The 16238-nt window shown below is 66.2% G+C and carries 6 protein-coding genes; 5 read left to right on the top strand and 1 reads right to left on the bottom strand.

Annotation, left to right across the window (positions count from 1 at the left end):
• Nucleotides 1-133: 133 nt before the first annotated feature.
• The gene (locus CH293_RS06920) at nt 134-1909 is read right to left on the bottom strand and encodes a DUF4012 domain-containing protein (protein ID WP_094719756.1); all 1776 of its coding nucleotides are present in this window, start codon (nt 1907-1909) and stop codon (nt 134-136) included.
• 227 nt (nt 1910-2136) lie between these two features.
• On the opposite strand from CH293_RS06920, the gene CH293_RS06915 reads away from it, so the two are divergent.
• The 5 genes from CH293_RS06915 (at nt 2137) to CH293_RS06895 (ending at nt 16221) form a co-directional block, all read left to right on the top strand.
• Entirely contained in the window at nt 2137-2721 is a 585-nt protein-coding gene (locus CH293_RS06915; protein ID WP_037107184.1) for a sugar transferase, read from the top strand.
• Between the two features lie 249 nt (nt 2722-2970).
• Nucleotides 2971-12837 carry a non-ribosomal peptide synthetase gene (locus CH293_RS06910; RefSeq protein WP_255122728.1) on the top strand — a complete coding sequence of 3289 codons (9867 nt, stop codon included), beginning with the start codon at nt 2971-2973 and terminating at the stop codon, nt 12835-12837.
• Nucleotides 12837-13712, top strand: coding sequence for a cyclopropane mycolic acid synthase family methyltransferase (locus tag CH293_RS06905; RefSeq protein ID WP_094719754.1), 876 nt, complete (start codon nt 12837-12839; stop codon nt 13710-13712). Before CH293_RS06910 ends, CH293_RS06905 begins: the two co-directional genes overlap by 1 nt.
• Nucleotides 13713-13789: 77 nt before the next feature.
• Nucleotides 13790-15538, top strand: a complete 1749-nt coding sequence (locus CH293_RS06900; protein WP_255122727.1) for a polysaccharide biosynthesis tyrosine autokinase — start codon at nt 13790-13792, stop codon at nt 15536-15538.
• Entirely contained in the window at nt 15535-16221 is a 687-nt protein-coding gene (locus CH293_RS06895) for a hypothetical protein (protein WP_094719752.1), read from the top strand. The genes CH293_RS06900 and CH293_RS06895 overlap by 4 nt, the downstream gene beginning before the upstream one ends.
• Nucleotides 16222-16238 lie beyond the last annotated feature (17 nt).

Raw genomic sequence — 16238 nt, 5'->3', positions numbered from 1 at the left:
CCGCACGACGTAGTTTCGAACGACAGTGAGTGTCATCGGTCGAAGCAATGCTTACAGGGGGCGGGCAGAACGGGTATCCGGCAATCGGATTACATACGATCGAACGACACCGAAACCATGGGGCATTCCGGGGTCAGCAGGTGGGGACGTCGACGGTGATGCTGGGGTCGTCGACGAGAGGCTGCGTGGGAACCACGGCTTCGCCCGGAACGGTGGGCTCCTCGACTTCCCATGTCACCGTAGAGGACTCACCCGGCGGAATGGTGACGTAGGCAGCCTGTACGGGATGGCCGAGCTCGACGCCGCCCTGAACGGCGAAGGCGCTGACTCCGTCGACCTTCGTGGAGAGGATCTTGGCGCCCTGGGTTGCGTACAGGTAGACGATGGACTCGTTTGTGCCGTACGGAACTCCCGGCTGGAAGGTGCTGGCGACGTACTGCGTCAGACCGTTCGGATCGACGGTGTTGGTCAATGTCGCTGTAACAGTGGACTTTCGGGTGGGACCGTTGCAGCTTTCCGCGGTGTAGGTGATGTCGCGGGCCAGGTAGTAATCCAGCTTGTTGCCGCCGGCATTGTTGACGATGACGTTGGCATAGGGGACAGGCTCGGTCGGTAGCGCATGGCCGATCTTGGTCGCAGTCAGAATGCCCTGCTCAGCCGGGTCCGCGCTCCACACCGAGATGCGGCCTTCGCTTCCGGCGCGGCCGACAGCGTCGAGCAGCTGACGGGTCGGCGCCACGCCCGTCGTCATCTTGGCCACGACAGCAGCCGCGATCTCCTGCAGGTACGCCTTGCGTGCGATCTGATCGTCCCCGAAGCGCGCGTACGCGGTGGAGAGCGTCACCTCGACGACGTTGTCTCCGAAAATCACCTCGCCGTCGGCCAGAGTGATGGGTCCGGTGGCGTCGAGGATGTAGCTCAGAGCAATCGGATCGGTCGCGATGGCGCCGTTCAACTGCTCACCGGTCTGCTCCGTCCACATCGACGACCAGATCTGTCCCGCGTACGGGAAGTTCGGGCTCGCATTGGAATTGCGGAAGTCGACGGTGGTGTTGCGCGGCGCCCAGAGCGCGTTGTACTCCGGCCCGAGATCGATCGGCTGCTCGGCGAACTCCAGCTCGTTGTTGGCTCCCAGGGTATCGACGCGAGCGGTGCCGTTGTCCGCCCGGATGATTCCGAAACCGCCGAGGAGACCGCCGGTTCCGCGTGCCTCGGCATTGGTTTGGAACGCCATGAAGTACGAGCGCGGTCCGTCAGCACCCATCATCGACGGAACCAAGCGGCTCGCGGTGTAGGTGTTGGTGAGCAGCCCGGCAAGATCGTGCGTCTGGTTCTCGAGCTGGACCCTGGCGTCCTGCACCACTCCGAGAAACGCCGGATCCTCGATCGCCTGAGCCTGGGCGTACAGATCCTCCGCAGCGGCGGACGTCTCGGCCAGGATCGGCTCGGCATCCGTCAATGCCTGCAGGTTCACTCGCCCGCCGCCCTCGATGACGCCGTTGGGCGAAATGCTCGCGCTCGCAGCGGACGCCGGTTCCAGCACGTCCACGGCGAGACCGTGCACGACGTCGGCGATATCGGACACCGTCGCGAGTGGGCTGCCCAGATAGGGGATTGCTCCCGCGACGGAGAACGGAATCGACGACGCGGCGTCCTGTGCCTTCTTCGCCGAGTCCGACGCCTCCGCAGCTGCGGCCTGCGCACCGGCGACATCACCGTCGAGCAGAGAATCCTTGGCCTTGTTGGCGGCGTCACGCGTCGTCTCGAGGTTGGACTTCGCTGTCACGGCCTCGTACGCCAGCCAGGCCACGAACGCGACGAGAAGCACGAGGACGATCACGACGGTCCACAGAATCGGGCGCTTCTTGCGTCCGCGTGACGATGAGCGGGTCTCGGTACCGGTCGTCATGTCGCCAGAACTCCTGTGGGCTAGGTCGGTGAGCGTCACACCGTGAAAAATGTGACGATGCTCAGGGAAGAGTAGCGATTAATTCACGTGAATGACATTTCAAGCAATCGAAACAATGCGCGAAACCGAGGAAAGGCCAACGCGTTAGCGTGATCGTAACGTGATGGTGCTTACATACGACATTCGAGTCGAGTTTCGACAGACGTACGAGTTGGGGTGAAAAATCGGTGCAGGGCGACCGACTGGGTCGAAGTGGCGGTGACCCGTCACATTCGAATGCGGGAGTTGTAGCGCTCGGTTCGTGGGATGCAACAACCAAGGAAGTGTTCGACAAGATCGTCGCCGCAGGCACTCTCGCGGTGCTCGCTCCGGTGTTCGTGTGCTGCTGGATCTACGCCAAGGTCACCGGACCCTCGAAGGCCCCGGTGACCACAGTGCCCCGGCTCGGTCTCGGCGGTGAGGCGTTCGACCTGCTCAACTTCTCCGCACCGGCTGACCAGCGGAAGGACCGGCCGCTGGTCAAGTACGGTCTGATCCACCTGCCTGAGCTGCTCAACGTACTGCGCGGAGACATGAGCCTCGTCGGTCCACGGCCCCGGCCGGTACGGCCTGCGCTGTCGGAGAGGCCGATCGAGGTTCGGCTACGCCCGGGCATGACCGGCCTCTGGATGCTCACTCCCCGGACCGAACTGACACCGCAAGACATTCACTCGCTCGACAGGACGTATGTGGAGTCCTGGTCGCTTTTCCGTGATATCCGCATCTTGATCCTGACGGCGAGCGCGGTTCGTTACGGCTGGAAAACGACCTGACCTCGTGTGATTTCCCGTCGGAAACAAGCAAGTCGACCTTTTTCGGGGCCATTTCTGAGGGTTCGCCGAATCCCGAACATCGAAATGCCCCGACATTTCCCGGCAAGTAGAGCAATTGCCGCCCGTCCACTAGTTTGTAGAGGGGCCACGAGAGGTCGAGGTCGTTTTTGCGACCCTACAGAACGACCGTATGGGTAGCTGAGTTGTCTGCGAAGCCGTCCGCAGTGAGCCTGAGGAGGGGTAGCAGAAGTGTCTTCTGGAAGTGCGCCGTTGGAGGATGGCCTGTTTCCGCTTTCTGCTGCCCAGATGAACATCTACTTCGCACAGAAGCTGGCACCGGACGTGCCGTTCACGATCGCGCAGTACGTCGAGATCCGCGGCCACATCGACCCGCCGACGCTCATCCGCGCCACCGATATCGCCTGTCGTGACCTCGAGTCACCGGGCGTTCGGCTGACCGAGATCGACGGCCGTCCCTACCAATGGTTCGACTCGGGCGTGCCCTACGCGATGATCTACCGGGACTTCCGCGTCCAACTCGACCCCGTCGCCTACGCCCACGAGTACATGAACGCGCAGTACCGCACACCTGTCGACCTGGTGCGGGATCAACTGATCGCGTCGGAGATCATCCAGGTCGGCGACGAGCACTACTACTGGTTCAGCCGCGCCCACCACATCGTCATGGACGGCCTCGGAGCCATCTCCGTCCAGGAACGCACCGCCGCCGTCTACACCGCTCTGCTCACCGGCACCGATGCGCCGAAGACCCGAGCCGTCGGCGTCCGCGAAATCTACGACTACGAGGCCGCCTACCCCGCGTCGTCCCGCTACGAGACCGACCGTCAGTACTGGCTCGGCCGGCTCGACGGACACAGCGACGCCCCGCGCCTCGCGCGGTCGTCCTCGGTGCCGAGCGGTATCTCGATCAGCGTCGGGGCGGAGCTCGAGCCCGAGATCGCCGACGCCATGGCCGAACTCGCGCGCCGCTACAACTCCTCCGACGTGCCCGTCGTACTCGCAGCGTTCTCGCTGTACCTCGCGAGGATGACCGACACCGAGGACGTCATGCTCAGCCTCCCCGTCTCCGGCCGGGCGACGACCAAGCTGCGCGACTCCTCCGGCATGATGTCCAACGTCGTACCCCTGCGCATCGGCGTCGAGGCCGGGGTCACCGTCGAAGAGCTTCTCCGACGCATTCAGGTCGAGCTCACCGGGGCACTCCGGCACCAGCGGTTCCGGTTGGACAGAAGATCGTTCGGCCCGTCGGTGAACATCATGATGTACAACAGCACAATTCGACTCGGCGACGTCGTCGGCGAGTATCGAGTGCTGTCGAGCGGCCCCATCGACGACATGATGGTCAACGTCTATCCGGGAGTAGCCGGGGCCACCACCCGCGTCGACTTTCTCGGAAACCCCGCCGTGTACACCACCGAGGAGCTCGGCTACCACCACGCACGGTTTCTCGACCTACTGCGCGCACTCGTGGGCGCTCCCGACGGCTTGTCGGTCTCGGAGCTCACCGTGCCCGGCGCGGAGGACAGCGCAGCGTGGGGTACCACCGAGCCGCAGCGGTTGACCTCGTTGCTACAGAAATCTGCCGTCGTTCGATACGACGGAATCGACCACACTGCTGCCGATTTCGCCCGTAGCGCGGCTGGAGTGGCCTCTCGGCTGCCGGCCGGTGCCGAGACGCGAATTGCCGTGGCGATCCGACGGTCGTATCACTCGCTTCTGGCGGCGTGGGCGGTATCGAAAGCCGGTGGGTCGTTCGTGCCCGTCGATCCGTTCGAGCCGGCCGATCGGCTGACGCAGATCCTCACCGACGCGTCCGTCGAGGTCGGCATCACCACCCGCGAGCTCGCGGCGTCGCTGCCCGGGTCGGTGCAGTGGCTGGCCATCGAGGATCTGCTCGACGCGCAGTCGTTCGAGATAGCTACTCCGACCACACGCGTCGACAACGAGGCCTACCTCGTACATACCTCGGGGAGTACCGGGCGTCCCAAAGCCGTCAGCGTCACTCATCGCGGGCTCGCACAGTTGGCAACTGCTGTGGTGGAACGCTATTCGGTGACGCCGGAGTCTCGGGTGCTGCACCTCGCCTCGCCGATCTTCGACGCGTCGATCCAGGAAATACTCTCCGCGTTCGCAGCCGGCGCCACCCTGGTGATCGCACCCGCCGAGGTGTACGCGGGCAGGATGCTGGCCGATTTCATTGCCGCAGAATGCATCACCCACCTCGTGACCTCCCCGGCTGTCCTTTCGACACTCGAACCCGAGGACCTCGCGGGCATCGACGTGTTCGACGTCGGCGGTGAAGAATGCCCACCGGAACTGCGTGACAGGTTCGCTGCAGCCTCCAGTCACTTGCCCGCCGGCGCGTTGTCCGGTCGCCAGATGCTCAACGCATACGGACCGACGGAAGCGACCGTCCTGGCCACGCTCTCCGAGCCCATGACGGTGGGTGAACGCGTCACGATCGGCTCCGCTCTTCCCGGCGTCCGCGCCGTTGTTCTCGACGCGCACCTGCGTCTCGCACCGCGCGGAGGCGTCGGCGAGCTGTATCTCGGGGGCGACGGCATCGCCCGCGGATACGACGGCCAACCCGGTCTCACCGCCGCGCGATTCGTCGCGGACGTCGGGGGCGCCCGGCTGTACCGCACCGGAGACGTGGTGCGGTGGGCTGTCGACGGCAGTGCGCTCGAGTACCTCGGCCGCAGCGATCGCCAGGTCCAACTGCAGGGGCGACGCGTGGAACTCGGCGAGATCGAGTCGGTTGCCGCCCGATCGCCCGGCGTCACGGCGGCAGTCGCGGCGGTGCACGATCAGCGAATCGCGCTGTACGTCACTGGTTCTGCCGACAACCTGGACGCGCATCTGACCGCGCACCTGCCGCGGTGGATGGTGCCGGCCCACATCACAGTTCTCGATTCTTTCCCCATGACCGCGAGCGGCAAGATCGACCGACGTGCCCTGCCTGCGCCGGTCGTGGGCGAGGACACCGCGTACGTGGCGCCGCGGACCGAGACCGAAACGCTGGTCGCGACCGTCTTCGCCGACGTCCTCGGTGCCGGCGTTCTCGGTGCCGGTGTTCTCGCTGGACAGGCTGTCGGACGCGAACACTCGTTCTTCGACCTCGGCGGGGACTCTCTCAGCGCCACGCGCGTGCTGTCCCGGCTCGGCGGCGCGGTCACACTGCCGACGCTGTTCGACGCCCCCACCGTCGCCGGAGTCGCCGCCGCCCTCGACGCATCCGTCGATCAGGGATCGTCGCTGGACTTGCTCGACACTCAGGCTCTGTTCGATATGCCGGTGCCGACACGCATTCCACTGTCCTACTCGCAACAGCGAATGTGGTTCCTCAACCAGTTCGACGCCAGCTCTCCGGCGTACAACATGCCGGTCGCGCTGCGGATCACCGATGCGACCCCGGGCGACGGATCGATCGTGGTGGCCGCACTGCGGGACGTGCTGGAACGGCACGAATCGCTACGCACGTACTTCCCCGCGGACGAGGACGGCCCACGCCAGGTGGTGAAGCCCACCGGCCAGGTGCTGCGCCACATCCCCACGTACGCGGTGAACTCGGACGATCTGGGTGCACGCATCGCCGCACTGGCGTCGGCCGGCTTCGACGTTGCCGACGACGTGCCGATCCGCGCTGCTGTTCTGCGCTCCGGTCGGAGCGTGACCGTCGTGATCGTGCTGCATCACATCGCGATCGACGGCTGGTCCATCGACCCGCTGGTCCGTGACTTCGCCGTCGCACACGCCGCTCGGCTCGCCGGGCACGCGCCCACGTGGTCGAGGCTCCCCGCGCAGTACAGCCAGTACGCGGTGTGGAACCGAGCTGTCGTCGACGCCGTCGCGGACAGTCAGCTCGCCTACTGGAGAGCCGCGCTGGATATCGAAGGCCCGTTGGCCGAGCTACCCGCCGAGCTACCCGCCGACCGTCCACGTCCGCCGGTGCAGTCCCTGGTCACGGCCGACGTCCCAATCACCGTCGACGCGTCGGTGCACTCCGCCGTTCGCGATCTCGCGAAGGCCTCCAACGCAACGACATTCATGGTGGTACACGCAGCCCTCGCCGCCACTCTCAGCCGATTCGGTGACGCCACCCGCACCGTCGTCGGCACACCGTCGGCCGGCCGCGGCCACGAGGCACTCGACGACATGGTGGGGATGTTCGTCGGAACCGTGCCCCTGACGGTCGACGTCGACCCCTCGTCGACCTTCACGGAACTGCTTGCCGCCGTGCGACACAACGACCTGGAGGCGTTCGCGCACACCGAGCTGCCGTTCGAGCGCATCGTCGACGCCCTCGCGACGGACCGATCGCTGGACCGGCACCCGATCTTCCAGGTCATGCTCGCGTTCGACAACGCGCAGCATCAACCGGTGGACGACCTCCCTATCACCGTTGTTCCGGTTCCGACGCACACCTCGGAGTTCGACCTCGGACTCGTGCTCACCGAGACCGCCGACGGCATCACCGGCCAAATCGAGTACGCCGCCGACCTGTACGAGCACCGGACGGTCCAGCACTTCGCGGACACCCTGCTCACCGTGCTCAGCACCGTCGCCCACACACCCGACGTGGTGGTGGGCGACATCGAACTGGGGCAGGTTGAGCAGCCCGCCGTGGATGCACCCGTCGGCACTCTGCTGGACGTGTGGACCGACGGAAATATCGCTCTCGACGGAGCCGAGACGCTGACGTACGACGAGTTGGACCGTCGGTCCAACCGCGTCGCGCGCCTGCTCATCGCCGAGGGAGTCGGGCCGGAATCACTGGTCGCACTGTCGCTGGAACGCTCGGCGGCCTACGTGCTGGCCCTGTGGGCCGTGGCGAAGGCCGGGGCCGCGTTCGTCCCCGTCGACCCGACCTACCCCGCAGCCCGACGCACAGCAATCCTCGACGGCATCCGAATCGGGTTCGGGGGCAACGAGACCGGAATCGACTGGGTCGACGAAGCCGCGGCCCTGCTGCTCAGCGACGCTCCCGTCGCCGACGCCGAGCGCACCTCGACGCTGCTGCCGGCGCACCCCGCCTACGTCATCCACACCTCCGGATCCACGGGCACACCCAAACCGGTCGCCGTGGCCCACGGAACCGTCCATGCCTTGGCTCAGCAGGTCATTCCGCGCTATCGCGTCGACGCAGAATCCCGGGTACTGCACGGTTATTCGGTCAACTTCGACGCAGCGATGTTGGAGTTGATCTTGGCGTTCGGTGCGGGCGCTACACTCGTGATCGCCCCGACCGACCTGGTCGACGGCGACGCGATGGCCCAGTTCCTCACCGAACACGCCGTCACGCACTTCTTGTCCACACCCGCAGTCCTCGCCACGGTCCCGCCCGTGGACAGCGTGACGACGGTAGCCGTCGGCGGTGACGTCCTCGGAGCCGACGTCGTGACGCAGTGGAGTCCGAACCGGCTGATGCTCAACGCATACGGCCCCTCCGAAGCCACCGTGGTGGCGACGCTGACCGACGGCCTGACGACCGACACTCCCGTCACCATCGGGCGCCCCCTCGCACACATCTCGGCGCACGTACTGGACACGCGGTTGCAGCCGGTGCCGCGCGGAGGCGTCGGCGAGCTGTATCTGGCGGGCGGTCTGGCTCGTGGTTACGGCTCGCGTGCAGCGTTGACCGCCGAGCGCTTCGTCGCAGGCCCGGGCGGTACCCGCCTCTATCGGACCGGTGACCAGGTACGCATCGTCAAGGACGGCGAGCTCGACTTCCGCGGTCGCATCGATTCACAGGTCCAGATTCGCGGTGTGCGAGTGGAACTGGGTGATATCGAGGCAGCGCTGCGCACGCATCCCGATGTCGCTGCAGCCGTCGCCGACGCACGCGACGGCCGAATCGTGGCGTGGGTCGTCGGACTGGGCGAGCACGACGCCAAACTGTGGCTGCTGGAGAGATTGCCGCTGACGCTGATGCCCTCGGCGATCGTGCCGATCGATCGACTACCACTGACCGCCAATGGAAAAGTCGATACTCGCTCGCTGGAATCGCCCGAAGCGCTCACCGGTGACACGGCGGCGCGCACCCTCGCCGAGGACGTGATCCTCGGGATCTTCGCCGACATCCTCGGCGGTACTGCCGAGAATGTGGGCGTCGACGCCAATTTCTTCGTCCTCGGCGGCGACTCGTTGAGCGCGGCCCGAGCCGCCACCCGGATCGGCGCGGCGCTGGGAACCCATGTGCCAGTGCGCACGATCTTCGAATCGCCCACGGCAAAGCTCCTCGGCGCATCGGTGCAGAAGCTGTCCACGCAGTACATGCCGCCACCTGCGTTGATCCATCACGCCGAAGCACGCTCGTTCACGCACCTGGCCCCCGCCGAACGCCGGATCTGGCTGCAGAATCGGTACGCACCCGAGTCTGCGGCCTACAACATCGCGTTCGAACTCCCGCTGCCCGACGACGTGGACGTCGAGGTACTACGAGCTGCCATCACCGACGTCGTCGAGCGTCACCTGCCGCTGCGCACGGTGTACCCGTCGACGCCGGACGGCCCCACGACCACACTGCTCGACGCAGACACCGTCGTCTCCTCTCTCGACGAACGGCACGCCGACGCATCGGCCGCACCCATCGAGGGCTTCGATCTGACAATCGAACCACCGGTGAGACTCTCCCTGCAGGAGCGGAGCCTGCAGGAGCGACCCGAGCACCCAGCGCGCGTTTTGACGGTGGTTGCGCATCATATTGCTGTGGACGGGATGTCTCTCGGCCCGCTGGCGCGGGATGTCGATACTGCACTGACAGCACGCAGTGCAGGTTCGGCACCCGAGTTCGAACCGCTGGCAGTCGATTATGCCGACTATCGGCTGTGGCAGCAGGACGTCCTCGCCAGCGTTGCCGCACCCCAGCTCGACTACTGGCGCACCGCGCTGGCGGGACTACCCGATTACCTCGACCTGCCGACCGGCACGCCCGACGTCGACGCTGCGTACGTTCCCGGCGAATTTCGAATCGACGCAGACACCCTCGGCGACCTCCGCGGGTTGGCGCATCGCCTGGGGGCGACGGTGTTCGTCGTCGTTCACGCAGCCCTCGCGGCCGTGTTGGCCGAGGCAAGCGGCTCATCGGACATCGCCATCGGTACCCCGGTCTCCGGCCGGACGGACCCCGCGCTGGACGATTTGGTGGGCATGTTCGTCGGCACCGTCGTACTGCGGACGGACGTGCAGCCGTCGACGACGTTCGAGGAATTCGTGATCGACGTGCGCAACCGCGACCTCGATGCCTTCGCCAACTCCGAGGTTCCGTTCGAGTGGGTGGTCGACGCCGTGGCGCCCACCCGCACACTCGACACGCACCCGCTGTTCCAGGTGTTGCTCGCGATGGGTGAACTCGATTCGCCGACAATCGAATTCGGATCCGCCTCCGTGACGCCCCGGCGCATCGACATCGAGAGCACACAGTTCGACCTGGAAGTGGTCGTCGAAGAGACAGTCGACGGGTTGACCGGGCGCCTCGCTTATTCGCCGTCACGCTTCGGGCCGTCGGTGCCCGCTGCGCTGGCGGACAGGTTGGCGGCAGTGCTCACCCTCGTCGCGCGCGACCCGAGCGTCCGGTTGGGCAGTGCCGACTTCGCCGCAGCAGACCCCTCGACAGTCGTCAGCACCGACGGCTCTGCCGAGCAGTACACGCTGGCCACCGTGTTCACCGAGGCGGCGCGTCGGTGGCCGGACAACACCGCCGTCGTCGACGGTGATGCGCAGCTGACGTACCGCGACCTCGACGAGCGCTCGAATGCCCTGGCTCAGAGCCTGGTTCGGAGCGGTGTGGAGCCGGGGTCGCTCGTTGCTGTGGCCCTGCCACGGTCGGCCGAGTCCGTCATCGCGCTCTGGGCGGTCACCAAGTCCGGCGCCGGATACCTTCCGATCGACACGACGCTGCCGGCCCACCGGATCCGCGAGATCCTGACCGACGCGGCCCCCTACACCGGGATCGCAGTCGCCGGTACCGAGACAGCTCGACCTCACTGGCTCACCGTTGGCGAGGACGAAGACGAGACCTTTCAGCCTCGGCCCGTTCCCGTCGACAGCACCGCGTACGTCATCTACACCTCCGGTTCCACCGGAACGCCCAAGGGTGTGCGCGTCACGCACCGAGGGATCGCGGACCTCGTCGAAAGCCAGCGTGCACTGTTCGACGTGACGCCCGGCTCACGCGTGCTGCAGTTCGCATCGCTCGGCTTCGACGCATCCGTCTTCGAACTGCTGCTCGCGTTCGGCTCCGGTGGAACTGTCGTGGTGGGCCCGCCCGACGTGTACGCCGGACGCGCACTGGAAGCCCTGATCGCGCAGCACAAGGTGACCCACGTGTGCCTGACGCCGACAGTCCTGCAGATCACCGATCCGCACGCCACCCCGTCGGTCGAGGTCGTCATCATGGCCGGTGAAGCCGCCAATACCGCGCTGCTGCAACGATGGTCGACGGGTCGCCGCGTGTTCAACGCCTACGGACCCACCGAAGGCACCGTCATGAGCACGTGCACGGACGCTGCGCCCCCGGCCGGCCCGGTCACCATCGGCCGACCGACCCGCGGATTCACCACCGCCGTCCTCGACGCCCGGCTGCGACCGGTGGGGGAGGGCATCGTCGGCGAGCTCTATCTGGCCGGCGACGGTCTCGCCGAGGGATACCTGCGTAAGCCGGGGTGGACGTCGAGCAGCTTCGTGGCCAACCCGTTCGGAACCGGACGTCTCTATCGCACAGGTGATCTGGTGAGATGGTTCGGAGACTCACTCGACTACTCGCTCGAATACCTGGGCCGCGCCGATTCCCAGATCAAGATCCGTGGTCACCGAGTGGAACTCAGCGAAGTCGAGTCCACGCTCCTGCAGCACCCGGGAGTGGAACAGGCGTCGGCGATCGGACGCAGCGGAGCCGACGGCAGTGGCTCCAACGGCAGTGGATCGCTTGCCGCCTATATCGTCGGATCAGCGCGGCCGCGCTCGGTGCGCGAGTTCCTCGCCCGCACCCTGCCCGCCTACATGGTTCCGAGCACGGTCACCCGCGTCGACACCCTCCCGATGACGCGGTCCGGCAAAGTCGACGTGGCACGCCTGCCGGAGCCGGCACCGGCGTCGGATCCGAAGCTCTCGCCGACGACACCGCTCGAGCGAGCAGTCCACGAGGTGTTTTCCGGCGTGCTCGATCTGCCGGCCGACAAGTTCGGCGTCGGCGACAATTTCTTCGATCTCGGCGGTCATTCGCTGTCGGTGGTGCAAGTGGTCGACGCTCTCGGAGATCGCCTGGGGCTGACGATCCCGGTGACGGCCATGCTGACTCACCCCACCGTGGCCGGCGTCGCCGCGCAGCTCCAGACCGGCGCCCGTGACCACGGCGGCGCGTTCGACGTGCTGCTCCCGATCCGCACCGACGGCCCCGGTGAGCCGCTGTTCTGCATCCACCCGGCCATCGGGATCGCGTGGAGTTACCTCGCGTTGCTGAGCGCGACCGACAGGCCGCTCTTCGGACTGCAGGTTCCCGGCATCGCAAGCGGGGAGGATGCGCCGTCGACCATCGAGGATTTCGCCGCGCGCTACATCGCCGAGATTCGCGCCGTCCAACCCGAGGGCCCGTACCACCTGCTCGGATGGTCGCTCGGCGGCGTGATCGCCCACGCTGCCGCCGTCCAGTTGCAGTCCATGGGCGAGGAAGTGGCGCAGTTGACGCTGATCGACGCGACCCTGACCGCGCCCACCGACAGCGCACCGTTCAGTATCGCCGACCTCGCCGAACAGCTCGGCGTGGAAGGCGAATCGTTCGACGAGATCCGAGACGGACTGGTCCACGGCCGCGGCGAACTCGCCTTCCTGACCGTCGACAACCTGCGTCGCATGTACGCACCCGTCGCCGACGCGCCGCAGTGGGTCGCCGCGTACCGGCCGCAGGTGTTCAAGGGGGACGTTCTCTACTTCGCAGCACGCGGGTCACGCGGCGCGGAGCAGTGGCACGAGTTCGTCGACGGCCTGGTCTCGGTAGTGCGGGTCGACGTCGAACACGAGAACATGCTGGGTGAAGCAGGCGCCCACGCACTCGGCCGAGAACTCGGCCCGCTTCTGCCGAAGGAAGGTGTGGCGTGATGACCACCAATCTGCAGCCCTATGTGGACAACGTCCAAGCGCACTACGATCTCTCGGACGAATTCTTCGCCCTGTTCCTCGATACGAGCATGACCTACAGCTGCGCGTACTTCGAACGCGAGGACATGACGCTCGAGGAAGCCCAGACCGCCAAGATCGACCTGGCACTCGGCAAGCTGGATCTGCAACCCGGAATGACGTTGCTGGACATCGGATGCGGATGGGGTGCACTCGCCAAGCGCGCCGCCGAGAAGTACGGCGTCGACGTCATCGGACTCACACTGAGCCGCAACCAATTCGACCGCGCCACTGCCGTCGTCGCACACCTCGACGGCGTCGAGATCCGTCTGCAGGGATGGGAGGAGTTCAGCCCACCCGCCGGCCGAACCATCGACCGCATCGTCAGCGTCGGGGCGTTCGAGCACTTCCGGCGCCAGCGTTACTCCGCATTCTTCGACAAATGCCGAGCCCTGCTGCCTCCCGATGGCCGAATGTTGTTGCACACCATCGTCATGAGACCTATCGCCGAAGTGCTGGCCAGCGGCGTCGTGTTCACCCGCGAGGACGCACACTTCGTACGCTTCATCATGCGAGAGATCTTCCCCGGCGGACAGCTCGCACAATCCGACATGGTGATCGCCAAAGCGTCCGAAGCGGGCTTACGGCTCGAACGTGAGCACGCACTCGGGCCGCACTACGCGAGAACGCTCGACGAATGGACCGATCGCTTAGTTGCGAGACGAGACGACGCAATTGCGTTGTCTTCGAGCGAAGTTTACGAGCGATATATCCATTACCTGACCGGATGTTCGTCCAGATTCAAGGACGGCCGCATAGATGTCGTGCAGTTCACCCTGACGCCGGGCGAGTGCTGATGAACTAGCGCGCGAGAAGACCGACAAGCATGAAAACATGAACACGAGCGTTGCTGGAAAAGATGAGGGAGCCCCAAGTGGAAATCCAGGACTACCTACAGATACTGCGAACGAGATGGATGGTCATCGTGGTCACCGTGGCCGTCGCAGTGCTGGGTGCACTTGCGGTGTCACTGCTGACCACACCGACCTACCAGTCGTCGAGCCGCGTGTTCGTCTCGACATCGGGAGGATCGACCGTCAGCGAGACCTACCAGGGCAACCTGTTCTCGCAGCAGCGCGTCGCGTCGTACTCCGAGCTCGTCACCGGTGAGACACTCGCCGCACGGACGATCGACGAACTGGGCCTGAACATGACGCCGGCCCAGCTCGCCTCGAAGGTCACGGCCACGTCCACCCCGGACACCGTTCTGCTCGACATCGTCGTCGTCGACACCTCGCCCGGCCTGGCACGCGACATCGCCAACTCCCTCGCAACGCAGCTCACCACCTTGGTCCGTGAACTCGAGACGCCGGAAGACGGCGGAACACCCGCTGCCGGAGTGCGACTGGTCGAGCAAGCAAAGGAATCGTCGGCGCCCGTCAGCCCCAAGACCACCCGCAACCTCGCCCTCGGTGCCGCCGTCGGCCTGCTGCTCGGCATCGCACTCGCAGTACTGCGCGACCGACTCGACAACACCATCAAGACCCGCACCAAGCTCGAAGCAGCGTCCAAGACACCCCTCGTCGGAAGCCTGCCGTTCGACAAGAACCTCAAGGAGAACGCCGTCGTCGAATTCGGCGCGGCACACTCGCCGAGCGCCGAGTCCTACCGCGAACTGCGTACTAACCTGCAGTTCCTCGAAGTCGACCACCCGCCGCGCGTCATCGTCGTCACCAGTGCCGTTCCGGCCGAAGGAAAGACGACCGTCGCCGTCAACCTCGCCCTCGCCCTCGCCGAGGCCGGCCACCACGTCGCACTTGTCGAAGGCGACCTGCGGCGTCCGCGCGTCTCCAAGTACCTCGGACTGATCGGATCCGTCGGTCTGTCCACCGTCCTGGCCAACCAGGCCGACCTGTCCGACGTCATGCAGCCCACCAAGTACGAAGGCCTCGAAGTACTAGCCTCCGGACCGCTGCCGCCCAACCCGTCGGAGCTCCTCGGCTCCGAAGCATCCAGGCGCGTCATCGACGAACTCCGCGGCCGATTCGACTACATCATCGTCGACGGTGCCCCGCTGCTCCCGGTCACCGACTCCGCACTGCTGACCACCCATAGCGACGGCGCCTTGGTCGTCGCCCGCTACGGCCACACCACCGAGAACGAGGTCGCCCGTGCCGTCGGCAACCTCGAAACCATCGGCGCGCACATCCTCGGCGCCGTGTTCACGATGATGCCCGCCGGACGCAAGGGCGGCGACAACTACTCGTACTACTACGAGACGGACTCGTCGATTCCTCGTCAGACCCCCAATCCAGTGACACCTGGATCGAGCGCCACAGCATGGGACGGCAGCCAGGCTGGCTCACCGCAGGCTTCCTCACCGCAGGCTTCCTCACCGCAGGCCGCGCCGCCTCAGGCATCACCACCGGTTGCGCCTCCCGCAGCACAGCCCCCGGTGACCCCGCCTCCGGCCACACCACCCGCATCCCCGTACGGAACGGGACAGCCGCCGGCTGCACCGACGTCCTACGAGGCCGGGCCGCCTCGCACGTCGACACCGCGTCCGCCGACGGCAACGCCTCCCGGAACGCCACCGGGGACCCCACGGCCACCGGCGACCTCCGTGCGCAAGCCGGGAGCACTCGACAACGGCGTTGCACCGTCGAGGCGATACAAGGAATGAACGCGAAGCAGCTCGGCGCAGCCGCCGTGTTCTCGTTCGTCGCGAGCATTGCGGCGGCATCGCCGGTCCTCGCTGCCCCCGGTGCTCTCGCTGCCCCCGCTGCTCTCGTCGGGCCGGGGACGGGATACATCACGACCGGAGGCATCGAAGACCTCACGGCGTGCTCGTTCGCTGCTGTCGGATACGACGCGGGCGGACGACTCGTCGGACTGACCGCCGGGCACTGTGTACTGTCCCCGGGCCTGCCGGTCACCCTCGTCGAGAACCCCGGTGCCGGACCGGTCGGCGTCACGGTTTCGGGTCACTGGGGGCCGGATTACGGTGTCGTCGAACTCGATCCGGCCAAGGTGACACCCGTGTCCTCGCGCGGCGGGATCACCGTCACCGACATCGGACCCACATTCCCCGGCCAGCCTGTCTGCAAGATCGGCGCCGCCACCGCCACGACATGCGGCACGGTCCTGGACGTCCGACCGGACACCGACATCGTCACCGGAACACCCACGTTGTGGGCCGACTCGGGCGGAGCTCTGGTCAGCGGAACCACACTCGTCGGCATCGCCAGCCACGCCGACACCGTCCCCGTCCTGAGCCCGACCGTCTACGCATCCGCGGCCGAATCTCTGGCCCGGTTGAACGCACGAGGCGGCACAGGAGCAGGATTTCGGCCGATCGGAAGTTGAATCGATGCCCAGGGGGG

This window comes from Rhodococcus sp. 14-2470-1b (assembly GCF_002259415.1).
Classification (GTDB): domain Bacteria; phylum Actinomycetota; class Actinomycetes; order Mycobacteriales; family Mycobacteriaceae; genus Rhodococcoides.
Note: the sequence above shows the minus strand (reverse complement) of the source record. Positions and strands in the feature narration are given on the sequence as shown.